The sequence below is a fragment of the Salinicola halophyticus genome, assembly GCF_003206695.1.
Classification (GTDB): Bacteria; Pseudomonadota; Gammaproteobacteria; order Pseudomonadales; family Halomonadaceae; genus Salinicola; species Salinicola halophyticus.
The window spans coordinates 1-12,905 of record NZ_PZJN01000018.1 but is presented as its reverse complement, the minus strand read 5'-3'; the positions used below and the strand labels follow the sequence as shown (position 1 = coordinate 12,905).

Annotated in this window: 11 protein-coding genes; 5 read left to right on the top strand and 6 right to left on the bottom strand. The window is 61.9% G+C overall.

Annotated features, from left to right (window positions below; translation table 11 throughout):
- Positions 1-92 precede the first annotated feature (92 nt).
- The 6 genes from DOM58_RS17170 to DOM58_RS17145 form a co-directional block, all read right to left on the bottom strand.
- Entirely contained in the window at positions 93-1,103 is a 1,011-nt protein-coding gene (locus DOM58_RS17170) for a dipeptide ABC transporter ATP-binding protein (RefSeq protein WP_110693886.1), read from the bottom strand.
- Positions 1,100-2,140, bottom strand: a complete 1,041-nt coding sequence (locus tag DOM58_RS17165; RefSeq protein ID WP_110693885.1) for an ABC transporter ATP-binding protein — start codon at positions 2,138-2,140, stop codon at positions 1,100-1,102. Before DOM58_RS17165 ends, DOM58_RS17170 begins: the two co-directional genes overlap by 4 nt.
- 18 nt (positions 2,141-2,158) lie before the next feature.
- Positions 2,159-3,058, bottom strand: coding sequence for an ABC transporter permease subunit (locus DOM58_RS17160; RefSeq protein WP_110693884.1), 900 nt, complete (start codon positions 3,056-3,058; stop codon positions 2,159-2,161).
- Positions 3,059-3,073: 15 nt separating this feature from the next.
- Complete coding sequence (locus DOM58_RS17155) at positions 3,074-4,078, bottom strand: ABC transporter permease subunit (RefSeq protein ID WP_110693883.1); 1,005 nt, start codon at positions 4,076-4,078, stop codon at positions 3,074-3,076.
- A gap of 77 nt (positions 4,079-4,155) precedes the next feature.
- Positions 4,156-5,742, bottom strand: coding sequence for an ABC transporter substrate-binding protein (locus DOM58_RS17150; protein ID WP_110693882.1), 1,587 nt, complete (start codon positions 5,740-5,742; stop codon positions 4,156-4,158).
- A gap of 236 nt (positions 5,743-5,978) precedes the next feature.
- Positions 5,979-6,869, bottom strand: a complete 891-nt coding sequence (locus DOM58_RS17145; RefSeq protein WP_110693881.1) for a glycine betaine ABC transporter substrate-binding protein — start codon at positions 6,867-6,869, stop codon at positions 5,979-5,981.
- A 758-nt stretch (positions 6,870-7,627) separates the two neighbouring features.
- Between DOM58_RS17145 and agaR the strand changes: the two genes are divergently transcribed.
- The 5 genes from agaR (at position 7,628) to DOM58_RS17115 (ending at position 12,836) form a co-directional block, all read left to right on the top strand.
- Positions 7,628-8,392 carry a transcriptional repressor AgaR gene (gene agaR, locus DOM58_RS17135; protein ID WP_075561881.1) on the top strand — a complete coding sequence of 255 codons (765 nt, stop codon included), beginning with the start codon at positions 7,628-7,630 and terminating at the stop codon, positions 8,390-8,392.
- 67 nt (positions 8,393-8,459) lie between these two features.
- The gene (locus DOM58_RS17130) at positions 8,460-9,764 is read left to right on the top strand and encodes a D-tagatose-bisphosphate aldolase, class II, non-catalytic subunit (RefSeq protein ID WP_110693879.1); all 1,305 of its coding nucleotides are present in this window, start codon (positions 8,460-8,462) and stop codon (positions 9,762-9,764) included.
- Positions 9,761-10,933, top strand: a complete 1,173-nt coding sequence (locus DOM58_RS17125; RefSeq protein ID WP_223162216.1) for an SIS domain-containing protein — start codon at positions 9,761-9,763, stop codon at positions 10,931-10,933. The genes DOM58_RS17130 and DOM58_RS17125 overlap by 4 nt, the downstream gene beginning before the upstream one ends.
- Positions 10,934-10,959: 26 nt before the next feature.
- Complete coding sequence (locus DOM58_RS17120) at positions 10,960-11,904, top strand: N-acetylglucosamine kinase (protein ID WP_075561883.1); 945 nt, start codon at positions 10,960-10,962, stop codon at positions 11,902-11,904.
- Between the two features lie 35 nt (positions 11,905-11,939).
- Positions 11,940-12,836: a DMT family transporter gene (locus DOM58_RS17115; RefSeq protein WP_075561884.1), complete on the top strand. Its 897-nt coding sequence runs from the start codon at positions 11,940-11,942 to the stop codon at positions 12,834-12,836.
- Positions 12,837-12,905: the final 69 nt, after the last annotated feature.

Genomic DNA, 12,905 nt, shown 5'->3' with positions numbered 1-12,905 from the left:
TGCGCGCTGATCGCTGTCGCATCGCCGCTACCTGACTTCAGCGTAGCCGATCTCGGCGGGGGGTGGTGGTGCTACGGCGCTGGCACGCCGTCTCAGCTCGCCTCGGCGTGCGCGTACTTGGCGGCCGCCTGGTCGACATGGATACACGCCACCTCGACCCGGTCGTTGACGTGCTCCAGCGGCGGATCGACCTGGGTGCACTCCTCGGTTGCCAGATGGCAGCGTGGTGCGAACGGACATCCCGGCGGCGGCGCCAGCGGCGACGGCGGTTCGCCCTTGAGATGCACGCGCTCGCGGCGCCGATTGGGGTCCGCCACCGGGGTAGCCGAAAACAGCGCCTGGGTGTAGGGATGTCGCGGCGTCGTGAAGACCTCCTCCGCCGGCCCGGTTTCCACCGGCTGGCCGAAATACATCACGATCACGTCATCGGCGATGCGTCGAACCACCGACAGATCATGCGAGATGAACACGTAGGCCAAACCGAACTCTTCCTGCAGATCCGCCAGCAGGTTGAGCACCTGGGCCTGAATCGACAGGTCCAGCGCCGACACTGGCTCATCGAGCACCAGAATCTTGGGATTGAGCATCAACGCCCGGGCGATGGCGATACGCTGGCGCTGGCCGCCGGAGAACATGTGCGGGTAGCGATCGGCATGTTCCGGGCGCAGCCCGACCTTGGCAATCATCTCCAGCGCCGCCTGGCGCCGCTCTTCCGCGCTCATTTCCTTGCGGTTGAGCCTGAGCGGTTCTTCCAGCATGGTCGCCACGGTCTTGCGCGGATTGAGCGAACCATACGGGTTCTGGAAGATGATCTGCACCTCGCGACGCAGTGCGGCCGGGGGGCGCTGCCCCTCCTTCAATGAGACCTCATGCCCACTGATCGTCAGCTTGCCGCTGGTGGGCGGCTCGATCATCGTCAGCACACGAGCGAGCGTCGACTTGCCACAGCCGGACTCGCCGACCACGGCCAGCGTCTGCCCGGGATAGAGCTCGAAACTCGCTTCGTTGAGCGCCTTGACCGTCGCCGCCTTGGAGAACGGTCCGCCCTTGACCTGATAATAGCGCGTGAGATTGACGGCACTCAGTACGGCATCGCGGCTCATGGGCGCACCTCTCTATGCGGGCTGGATTGCGGGTTGTCTCGCGCCACGCCCGCCGCAGCCGGCGACGGCGAAATCCCATCTTCCAGTGGATAGTGACACAACGTACGGGCGGGATCGTCCGCGGCCGGTACCGGCTCTACCTCGCGGCATTGCTCGGTGGCGTACTGGCAGCGCGGATTGAACAGGCAGCCGGCCGGGCGATCGTGCTGACCGGGAACGACGCCGGGAATGGTCGGCAGGCGGTCCTGATTGCCGGCACGCTCCGGCAGCGCCGACAGCAGCGCCTCGGTATACGGGTGACGCGGATTGGCGAACAGTGACTTCACGTCCTGCTTCTCGACCTGGCGGCCGGCGTACTGCACCACCACGTGCTTGGCGGTTTCCGCGACCACACCCATGTCGTGGGTGATCAGGATCAGCGCCATGCCGGTATCTTCCTGCAGCTTGAGCAGCAGCTCGAGGATCTGCGCCTGGATGGTGACGTCGAGTGCCGTTGTCGGCTCGTCGGCGATCAGCAGCCGCGGATTGCAGGAGATCGCCATGGCAATCATCACGCGCTGGCTCATGCCGCCGGAAAGCTGATGCGGATAGGCCTTGATCCGTCGCGCCGGGTCGGGGATGCCGACCTGCGCCAGCAGATCCAGCGCCCGTTCGTGGCGCTCCTTGCGCGAACCGCCCAGGTGCTGCTTGATCATCTCGTCGATCTGGGTACCGACAGTGAAGCAGGGGTTCAGACTGCTCATCGGTTCCTGAAAGATCATCGACATCTCGCCGCCGACGATGCGCCGGCGCTGGCGCGGACTCAGCTGCTGCAGATCCTGGCCGTCGAAGGTCATCCTGTCGGCGGTGACCTGCGCCGTCCATGGCAGCAGGCCCATGGTGGCGAGCATCGAAACGGACTTGCCAGAGCCGGACTCGCCCACGATCGACCATACTTCGCCGCGGTCGACGTTGATATCGACGTCTTCCACGGCGGCAAACAGGCCGCTACTGGTCTTGAAGCGAACGCTGAGGCCTTCAATATCGAGTAATGCCATAAGTCAGAACCTCCGGCGTTAAGAGCGTTTCATTTTGGGGTCCAGCGCGTCGCGCAGGCCGTCACCCATCAGATTGATCATCAACACCGTCAGCAGAATGATCAGGCCCGGGAATGTGACCGCCCAGTAGGCGCTGCCCATGAACTCGCGCGCATTGGCCAGCATCGCGCCCCACTCCGGCGTCGGCGGCTGAACGCCCATACCCAGGAAGCCGAGTGCCGCGATATCCAGAATCGCGGTAGAGAACGAAAGCGTCGCCTGCACGATCAGCGGGGCCATGCAGTTGGGCAGCAGCGTGTTGAACATCAGGCGCAGATGTCCGGCGCCGGAAAGTCGGCTGGCGATGACGTACTCGCGATCCTTCTCGCCGATCACCGCCGCCCGGGTCAGACGCACGAAATACGGCAGCTGGACCAGGGCGATGGCGATCATCGCGCTGGTCAGGCCGGGGCTGAGAATGGCGACCAGGCCCAGCGCCAGCAGCAGACTGGGGAACGCCAGCACCACGTCCATCACGCGGGTGATCACGGTCTCGACCCAACCGCGGAAATAACCGGCCAGCAGACCAAGGAAAATGCCCACGCCCATGGAGAGCACGACCACCATGGCGCTGATCGAAAGCGAATAACGCGCCCCGTAGATCAACCGCGAGAGCACGTCGCGACCGACAGCATCGGTGCCGAGCAGATAGCTCCAGCTGCCTTCGGCATGCCACACCGGCGGGACCAGCAGCGCCGAGCGATCCTGCATCGCCGGATCATGCGGCGCGACCCAGGGCGCGAACAGCGCGACCAGCAGGATGAAGACAATGAAAAGCAGGCCGACCAGCGCGCCGCGACTGGCACTGAAGTCACTCCAGAAAGACGCCAGCTGGTAGCGAAAGGTACCGGGCGCGGCGGGGGTAGAAATGGTACTCATGATGAAAGCCCCCTGTTAGTGGCGAATACGCGGGTTGATGACGCCATAGGCGAGATCGACCAGCAGATTGACGATCATCACGATGAACGCGATCAGCACCAGGCCACCCTGTACCGAGGGGTAGTCGCGTCGCGAGATCGCATCGATCATCCATTTGCCGATCCCCGGCCACGAGAAGATCGTCTCGGTCAGAATCGCCCCCGCCAGCAGCAGGCCGACCTGAAGGCCGATCACCGTCACCACTGAGATCAGCGCATTGCGCAGGGTGTGCACCATGATCACCCGGAAATTCGACAGCCCCTTGGCGCGTGCGGTGCGCACGTAGTCCTCGCCCAGCACCTCGAGCATCGAGGAACGGGTCTGGCGTGCGATGACCGCCAGCGGAATCGTCCCCAGCACGATCGACGGCAGAATCAGGTAGTGCAACGCGGAAAGAAACGCGCCCCAGTCCCCGGCGATCAGGCTGTCGATGGTCATGAAGCCGGTTACCGGCTCGATGAAATACATGTACGAGATACGCCCCGACACCGGTGTCCAGCCAAGGATGGTGGAGAACAGCATGATCAGCAGCAGGCCCCACCAGAAGATCGGCATCGAATAGCCGGTCAGACTGATACCCATGATGGTGTGATCGAGCGTCTTGCCGCGCTTGACCGCCGCCAGCACGCCGGCCGGCAGGCCGATGATGACGGCGAATGCCAATGCGAACAGCGACAGCTCGAGCGTGGCCGGAAAGCGGCTCATGAACTCGTCCATCACCGGGGCGTGAGTCACCAGTGAATTACCCAGATCACCGTGCAGCAAACCCTTGAGGAAATCGAAATACTGGACGATCAGCGAACGATCGAAGCCCATTTGGGACTTGAGCTGGGCGTAGCGCTCGGCGGATATGCCGCGCTCCCCCGCCATCAGCAGAATCGGGTCGCCCGGCAGCAGGCGAATGAAAGAGAACGCAACGATGGTGACGCCAATGAACGTCGGCACCAGCTGCGCCAGTTTGACCAGGAAAAATTTGAACATGTTTGGAGGTCTGACTATTCACGCGATAAGACGCGGGGCGGCTACCAGAGCCGCCCCGCGTCCTCGCTAGGAGAGAATCACTCGATGTCGACGCCTTCGAAGCTATGGCCGCCGAGCGGATCGATCTTGTAGCCGGTCACTTCTTTGCGGATCGGCATGAAGACCGTGGAGTGCGCCAGGGTGTCCCACGGTGCCTGCTCCTTGAAGATCTCCTGCGCCTGCTTGTAGAGCTTGGCGCGCTCGTCCTGGTTGTCCAGGGTTCGAGCCTTCTTGATCAGATCGTCGAACGGCTTGTAGCACCACTGCGAGCGGTTGGCACCGCCGACGCCGTCACAACCGAGCAGCACGCCCATGAAGTTGTCCGGGTCACCGTTGTCGCCGGTCCAGCCCAGAATGACCGCACCGTCGCGCTTGGTGTCGGAGGAGCGCTTGAGGTATTCGCCCCACTCGTAGGTCACGATCTGCGCATCGACGCCGACCTTGGACAGATCCGACTGCATCAGCTCTGCGGTACGCCGCGCGTTCGGCATGTACGGACGCTGAACCGGCATCGCCCAGATGTTCATCTTCAGGTTCTCGACGCCCGCGTCCTTCAACATCTGCTTGGCTTTGTCGGGATCGTACTGATCGTCCTTGATGTCGTCGTCGTAGCCCCACATGGACGGCGGAATCGGGTTCTTGGCCACCTGACCGGCACCCTGGAACACCGAATCGATGATCGCCTGCTTGTCGATCGCCATGTTGAGTGCCTTGCGCACTTCCGGCTTGTCGAACGGCGCCATCTGAGTGTTGTACGCCATGTAGGCGACGTTCAGCCCGGCTTCCTCGAGCACGTTGATGTCGTCGTTCTGCTTCATGTCTTCGACATCGGACGGGTTCGGGAACGGCATCACCTGGCACTCACCCGCCATCAGCTTCTGATAGCGAACCTGCGCATCGGAAGTGATCGCGAAGACCAGATTGTCGATCGGCTGCTTGCCGCGGAAGTAGTCCGGATTCGCCTTGTAGCGAATGGCGGCATCTTCACGATAGTTGACGAACTGGAACGGACCGGTACCGAGCGGCTGCTGGTTGGCCAGCTCCGGCTTGCCCTCGTCGAGCAGCTTCTGCTCGTATTCCTTGGAATGGATCGACGCGAAATCCATCGCCAGGTTGGCCACGAACGGGGCATTGGGCTTGGTAAGCTCGAATTTCACGGTGTGATCGTCGACCTTGTCGATCGACTTGATCAGATCGCCCATCGACATCGAGTTGAAATACTCGAAGCTGCCGTTGGCGAGCTTGTAATAGGGATTGTTCTCGTCCATCTGACGCTCGAACGTCCAGATGACATCGTCGGCGTTGAGCATGCGGCTCGGCGTGAAGAAGTCGGTAGTCTGGAACTTGACGTCATCGCGCAGATGGAAGGTCACGGTCAGACCGTCGTCGGAAACTTCCCAGCTCTTGGCGATGGCCGGCTCGACTTCGGTGGTACCCGGCTTGAATTGAACCAGGCGGTTGTAGATCGTCTTGCTGGACGCGTCGAAGGTGGTGCCAGCAGTGTAGAGGGAAGGATCGAAGCCTTCCGGCGAACCTTCGGAGCAGTAGACCAGCGTCTTGGCCATGACCGGGGTCGCGCCCAGCATCATGGCGGCGATGCCAGCCGCAAGCAGCGTCTTCTTCATCATCAATCTCCTGCACAGCAGCACGCTGTTATTGTGGTGTCGGCTCGGGGCCGATTGTCATTGTATTGCCAGCCGGTCAGGCAGCCAGCAGTCGGCACAGACTAGAGCGTGAAGTAGCGTTTAATCAATTGGGCGATAGCGTGAGACGAGGTGGTTGCACTGAACGGCCGTTCAGTCTAAGCGACCCGCCCAAGGCCCCGGTCAGCCGCGCCGAGGAAGACGGGCCGGCGCTATCGTTAGTCTTGAATCTGCTCGCCGGCGGCCAGCCATTCGTCGACCTGATCCTGGTTTTCATCCAGCCAGGTGCGCGCTCCCGCCACCGGATCGTCCTGCGACTCGATTTCCGCCATCAGATCACTCAGGCTTGCGTCGCTCATGTGCCAGGCATCGAGCACCGCAGTCAGCCATGGATCATCCTTGGAAAAGCCCTGACGCGAGAACCAGTAGATCGTATCACCATCGCCGTAGACCTTGTCGGGATCTTCAAGATACTTGAGATCGTAATTGGCGAACGCCCAGTGAGGATTCCACAGGGTCACCACCATCGGCTCGTGATTCCGGTAGGCGCTGTCGAGCGCAGACATCATCGCCGGTTCGGAGCTATTGACCTGCTGCAACGGCAGATCGTAAGTCTCGATGGCGTCTTCGGTCATCCCGGCGATGGCGGAGCCGGAATCGATACCCAGGATCGTCGGGCTGCCCTGATATTCGAATTCGTCGGCGTGCTCCACGAGCTCCGGAATCGTATCGATGTCGACGTAGCTCGGCACCACCAGCCCCAGCCCGGTCTTGTCGTACCACGCCTCGTGAACCTCGAGCGTATTCTTGTAGGGTTCCAGGAAGCTCTTGTCGGTGTACGGCAGCCATATCTCCAGCGACAGATCGATGTCGTTGCTGTCCATGCCAGCATAGAGCGCGCTCTTGCTGACATCGGCGAGCTTGACGTCGTAGCCGTGATCATCGAGCACCAGCTTCCACAGATTGGCGACGGCCACGTTTTCCGCCCAGTTGTTGGTGCCGATGACCAGCGGTTTTTCCTGCGCCTGATCCTGCGCATCGGCCTGGATCGATGCGATAGACGCCATGGTAAACAGCACCGCCGCGAAAGGGTAAAAGGCCTTTCTCATAAATTCGTATCCCTGTTTATTGTATGAAACCAGAAATCGGCGTTATGAATATCCGGATATCGCGAGAGATTACCACTATCACGTCTTCGCGCTATGGCCCGAGGTCGAAGCCCTCGCAAAAATGGGTCTGATGGGCCCGGCCACGAAGGCTCGGCGCTTTCAAGCATGATCGAGCACCTCGCCAATGCGGAAGTGCTGTTCGAATGCATCGTCGATTAGGGCGCCCGCCTACCCTCGCAGCGCCGCTTCGAAGCGCAGGAGCGCAGGAGCGCAGCCGCATCAATGGCGTCACCATCCCGGCTCAAATATATGAAGAGTCACAGAAGCTGGCGTAGCAGCCTGCTGCATCAGCGTCGGAGGGTACGCGCCCTCCGTCGTGACATCCGCGGCATATCATCGGTCATTGCCATCAGCGCCTTGGTGCTGCTGTTCTCCAGCTTCGCTTCCGGCAACTGCTTTCATCGACTTTCGCAGCGTTTCGTCGCCTCCCTCAGCACCTTCCTATTTTGATAATTTGCCACTCCCAGCAATGGCTGACGCTCCGCCCCCTTGCCGTTGATGCAAGCTAGCGAAGGGATGCGATCTCGCTGAAAGAACATCTCGGTGCCTGTGTTTACGTTCTCATGCCACGATGGGCATGTGGGGAAGACCCTATCGACCCGCCGAAGATATACGACTAATGGCGAATATCGAAAGCTAATAAAGCATTTGAGAAGACAAACGAAAGAATGTTTAATTCAAACGAAAGGATATGAAGAATGACAGGACAGGAAAGACGCGAGGCCATCGTTCACCATCTGGCGCAACACGAACGCATCCGTGTGGATGAACTGGCCGACCACCTCGGGGTTTCGGCCGTCACCATCCGCAGCGACCTGCGACTGCTCGAGGAAGCCGGCTACGTGCTGCGGATGCATGGCGTGGTGGTGTTGAGTCAGAACACGGCGGCGGAGATCGCTTTTGCGGAACGCCGGAAAAAACATTCGGGCGTGAAGGGAAGAATCGGCGCCGAGGCAGCGAAGCTGGTGAAGGACGGCGAGTCGATCATTCTGGATGCGGGCACCACGACGCTGGAAGTCGCCCGTCATCTGAAACAGCACGAAGCGTTACTGGTAATGACCAACGGTCTCGATATCGCGATGGAGCTGTCACACGCCCCCGGCGTCGAGATCATCATGCTGGGCGGCAGGCTGCGCAAGACGGCGCTTTCGTGCTCAGGGGCCGAAGCCGAAGGCAGCCTGGCGCATCATCGCTTTGATCGGCTGTTTTTGGGCGTGGATGCGATGGAGCTGAATCGGGGATTGACGACCGACCACGAGAACGAAGCGAGCCTGAACCGGGGGATGATCGCGATCGCCGACGAAATCGTCGCCGTTACCGACTCAAGCAAGGCAGGACGCAAGAGCGTACATCTCGTCAGCACGTTTGACGGCATCGACCGGCTGGTGACGGACGATCAACTGCCCGACAGCTATACCGACACGCTGCGTCAGAAGCACAACGTCGACGTCATTCTTTCATAGCCGCACCGAATATCGTCGTAGAGAACACAGCCGCATCGAACACGGCATCAATCCGGGAGGTGATGACATGAATCCGCTGAGTGAGCTGATCGCTCGCCACAAGCAGGGCGAGCCCATCGGCATCTATTCCGTCTGCTCCGCGCATCCGCTGGTGCTGGAGGCTGCGCTGCGCCAGGCCCACGCCTCGAACGGCCTGGCGCTGATCGAGGCGACCTCCAATCAGGTCGATCAGACCGGCGGCTATACCGGCATGACGCCCGTCGACTTCCGTGATTTCGTCATGTCGATCGCGGAAAAAGTCGGGCTGCCCGCTCATCGCATCATCCTGGGCGGCGATCACCTCGGCCCCAATCGCTGGCAGAACGAAAGCGCCGAGGTGGCCATGGCCAACGCCGAAGAGCTGATTCGCCATTACGTCGCGGCAGGCTTCGAGAAGATTCATCTGGATTGCAGCATGTCCTGCGCCGATGACCCCACACCGCTGGGCGACGAGCGCGCCGCCGAACGTGCCGCCCGCCTCGCCACCATTGCCGAGCAGACTGCCGAGAAGCGGTTCGGCGAAAGCCGGCTTCTGTACATCGTCGGCACCGAAGTCCCCGTTCCCGGCGGCGCCCGTGAGTCGCTCGATTCAGGAATCACACCGACGTCGCCCCAGGCCGCGCGCGACACGATCGCCGCCCACCGTCAGGCGTTTTCCCGGGTAGGACTGGATGCCATCTGGCCCCGCGTCATCGGGCTGGTCGTTCAGCCGGGCGTGGAGTTCGATCATCTGCACGTGATCGATTACCAGCGCGATGAAGCGCAGGCGCTCAAGTCGGTCGTCGACGAATACGATCATCTAGTGTTCGAGGCGCACTCTACCGACTATCAGACGCGCTCGGCTCTCGAGGCGCTGGTGCAGGATCACTTCGCCATTCTCAAGGTCGGGCCAGGGCTGACTTTCGCACTGCGTGAAGCGCTGTTCGCCCTTGAGGACATGGAAACGCTGCTGGTCCCCGCCGACCAACGCTCTCGCCTGGGCGAGACCGTCGAGCGCCGCATGTGTGAAGCGCCCGGCTACTGGCAGGGTCACTACCACGGCGACGAATCCCAGCAGCGCTTTGCGCGCCGGTTCAGCCTCAGCGATCGAATCCGCTACTACTGGCCCGATCCCGAGATTCAGGCAGCGCAGCAGACGCTGGTGAACAACCTGGCCGAGCAGGAAATTCCCCTGCCGCTACTGAGCCGCTACATGCCCCTGCAGTACCGTCGAGTGCGCGAGGGCCATCTGGAAAATCATCCCCATACCCTGCTGATGGATCACGTCAGCACCGTGCTGCGTGACTACGCCGCAGCCTGCGATCCTTCTAATACCTGCGGAGATCAACCATGAAGTCCGATGACATGCTGGGCGTTGCCGACGCCCCGGCACGCGGAGCGTCGCATACCGTTCGTGAAATTGCCCAGCAGCCGCAGGTCTGGCAAGCCGCTTTCGATCAGCTCCAATCGCAACGCGAATCGATCGACGCCTTCCTCGAGCCGCTGCTCGCGCAACCCGATCTGCGTATCGTGCTGACCGGCGCCGGCACCTCGGCCTTCGGCGGGCAGATGCTGGTTTCGACGCTGAGCGCCCAGTTGCAGCGCCCGGTGGAGGCGATCGCCACGACCGATATCGTCTCGCGTCCCCGGCAGTGCTTTGTCGACGACAGACCCGTGCTGCTGATCTCCTTCGCTCGCTCCGGTAACAGTCCCGAGAGCATCGCGGCGACCGAGCTCGCCGAGCAGTGCAGCGCGCAGTGTCATCACCTGGTGGTGACCTGCAACCCGCAAGGCAAGCTTTATGGCGCGCATGCCGATGCCGAACGCTCGCTGGTGCTAATGATGCCCGAGGCCGCGGACGACCAGGGCTTCGCCATGACCTCCAGCGTGACCTCGATGATGCTGGCGGTGCTCTACTCGCTGGCACCGACCCTCGTCGGCAGTGAAATCATGGATCGCCTGACGGCGGCCACTGAGCAACTGATGAATGAACGCTCGTCGGGCATCGCGGCGCTGGCCGAGCGCGGTTTCGACCGTATCGTCTATCTCGGCAGCGGTCCGTTCAAGGACCTCGCCCAGGAGTCCGCGCTCAAGATTTTGGAACTGACCGCCGGCCGGATCATGGCGTATCACGATACCCCGCTCGGTTTCCGGCACGGCCCCAAATCCCTGCTCGACGAGCGAACGCTGGTGGTGGTGTTCGTCTCCAACGACGACTACGCCCGCCGCTACGATCTCGACATTCTCGACGAGCTTTGCGGACAGATCGGCAGCGACGCCGTTGTCGCCATTGCCGCCGAGACTCTGGATCCGGCGCCCCCATGCGCGCTCTGGTCGGTTTCCGGAATGGCTCGTGATCCGGACTGGGCCCTGCTGTTTCCCTTCCTGGTGCACGCACAGCTGCTCGCGCTCCACGCATCGCTCGCCTTGGGTCGAACACCCGACAACCCCTTCCCCTCGGGCGAGGTCAATCGGGTCGTCCAGGGCGTCACCATCCATCCCTTCGAGCCGACCGCTCGCTGAAGCCAACCGAAAACCGGAGGTTGCGCATGTTTCTTGGCGTCGATGGCGGCGGGACGAGGACGTCCTTCTGCCTCCTGAACGAGTCCGGCCGGGTCGTAGCGACATTCCAGGCGGGCACCTGCTACTACCTGTCGATCGGGCTCGAAGCCTCTCGTCAGGTGCTGGCCGACGGGGTAGAACACATCTGCAAGAAGGCCGGCATCGCCCCGGCCGAGATCGCTTACGCCTTCTTCGGGCTGCCCGCCTACGGAGAAGGCTCATCGGTCATCGAAACCCTCAATGCCATGCCCCGCGACATTCTCGGTCATGACCGTTACCAGTGCGGTAACGACATGATCTGCGGGTGGGCCGGGTCGCTGGGCGGCACCGACGGCATCAATGTCATCGCCGGCACCGGCTCGATGACCTATGGCGAGCGCAACGGCGCGGGCGCGCGCTGCGGCGGTTGGGGTGAAATCTTCGGTGACGAGGGCTCGGCCTACTGGATCGGCTGTCGAGGATTGAGCGCCTTCACCCGCATGAGCGACGGGCGTCTGCCACAAGGGCCGCTTTACGAACTACTGAAGCAGCACTTTGCCCTGACCAGCGATCTCGACGTGATCGATATCGTGCTGAACGAGTGGCATGCCGACCGCACCCGCATCGCCGAACTGGCGCTCACCGTGATCGAAGCGGCGCACCGTCAGGATCCTCAGGCCGTGACGATCATCGAGGATGCGGTCGGTGAGCTGGCACTCATCGTGGAGACCACCGCCCGACTGCTCGGATTCGAGGCGTCCGAGTGCATTCCCGTCTCCTACTCGGGTGGCCTGTTCCGGGAGAAGACGTTCCTCGACGCCTTCACGCAAGCGCTCTCTGGCCTCGGCATCCGTCACGAACTTCGCAAGCCGCTTCACACCCCGGACATCGGCGCAGCCCTTTATGCCGCGAGGCTGGCCGACGTCTCTCTCGATGTCATCACCACGGACTGAATCAATCCAATAATCATCCACGACTGGAGATACCGATGAACAACAAGAGCTGGATCTTCTATACGTTTCTGCTGGTACTGTTCTGGGGGGTGTGGGGCGCGTTCTCCGGCCTCCCGACCGAGAAATACGGCTATCCCGATCAGATGGTCTACATCATCTGGGCCATCACCATGCTGATTCCCTGCTATTTCTCGCTGAAGCGCGACACCTTCGACAAACGCGGCATCGCTGCGCTATACGGACTCGCCATCGGCCTGACCGGCGCCGGCGGGCAACTGCTGCTGTTCAAGGCGCTGGCCATCGGTCCGGCCTATCTGATCTTTCCGGTCATCTCGATCTCGCCAGCCATCACGGTACTCATGGCCTACTTCATTTTGCGCGAGAAGATCACGCCGCTCGGCGGGGCCGGGATCGTGGCAGCGCTGGTGGCCATCGTGATGTTCTCGCTGCCCAGTGGAGACGCCGATCAGGTCGACTACGGCCCCTGGCTGTTCCTTGCCATCATCATCTGCCTCTGCTGGGGCGTGCAGGCCTTCCTGATGAAGCGAGCGTCGCTGGCCGGCGTCAACGACGGCACCACCTTCACCTGGATGACCATCAGCGGGTTGCTGCTGGTTCCGGTCGCGTTCTGGATGATGCCCGGCAGCGGTTTCGATTATCCCTGGCAGGCGCCCGCCTTGACCACGGTGACTCAGGTCCTCAATGCCGTTGGCGCGCTGTTCCTGGTCATGGCCCTGAGTCGCGGCCGTGCCGTCATCGTAGCGCCGTGCACCAACGCGCTGGCCCCGGTACTGACCATCGTATTGTCGCTCACCTTCTATGGCGTGCTGCCGTCGCTGTTCAGCACCATCGGCATCATTCTGGCCCTGGTCGGGTCGACGCTGATGGTCTACAGCGAGGAGAAAGAGCCCGAGCTGCAACGGGCCGACTAGCCGCCAGCGAGCAAAAGAACGCCAGCCAAACTGGCCTCCAAGCCAAATGGCCCAAAAAAATGGGCAGCG

Bases quoted from the DNA above. Each gene is read 5' to 3' on its own strand.
- agaR (WP_075561881.1), top strand. From the start codon at position 7,628: ATGACAGGACAGGAAAGACGCGAGGCCATCGTTCACCATCTGGCGCAA.
- DOM58_RS17145 (WP_110693881.1), bottom strand. From the start codon at position 6,869: ATGAGAAAGGCCTTTTACCCTTTCGCGGCGGTGCTGTTTACCATGGCG.
- DOM58_RS17155 (WP_110693883.1), bottom strand. From the start codon at position 4,078: ATGTTCAAATTTTTCCTGGTCAAACTGGCGCAGCTGGTGCCGACGTTC.
- DOM58_RS17170 (WP_110693886.1), bottom strand. From the start codon at position 1,103: ATGAGCCGCGATGCCGTACTGAGTGCCGTCAATCTCACGCGCTATTAT.
- DOM58_RS17115 (WP_075561884.1), top strand. From the start codon at position 11,940: ATGAACAACAAGAGCTGGATCTTCTATACGTTTCTGCTGGTACTGTTC.
- DOM58_RS17160 (WP_110693884.1), bottom strand. From the start codon at position 3,058: ATGAGTACCATTTCTACCCCCGCCGCGCCCGGTACCTTTCGCTACCAG.
- DOM58_RS17150 (WP_110693882.1), bottom strand. From the start codon at position 5,742: ATGAAGAAGACGCTGCTTGCGGCTGGCATCGCCGCCATGATGCTGGGC.
- DOM58_RS17130 (WP_110693879.1), top strand. From the start codon at position 8,460: ATGAATCCGCTGAGTGAGCTGATCGCTCGCCACAAGCAGGGCGAGCCC.
- DOM58_RS17165 (WP_110693885.1), bottom strand. From the start codon at position 2,140: ATGGCATTACTCGATATTGAAGGCCTCAGCGTTCGCTTCAAGACCAGT.
- DOM58_RS17125 (WP_223162216.1), top strand. From the start codon at position 9,761: ATGAAGTCCGATGACATGCTGGGCGTTGCCGACGCCCCGGCACGCGGA.
- DOM58_RS17120 (WP_075561883.1), top strand. From the start codon at position 10,960: ATGTTTCTTGGCGTCGATGGCGGCGGGACGAGGACGTCCTTCTGCCTC.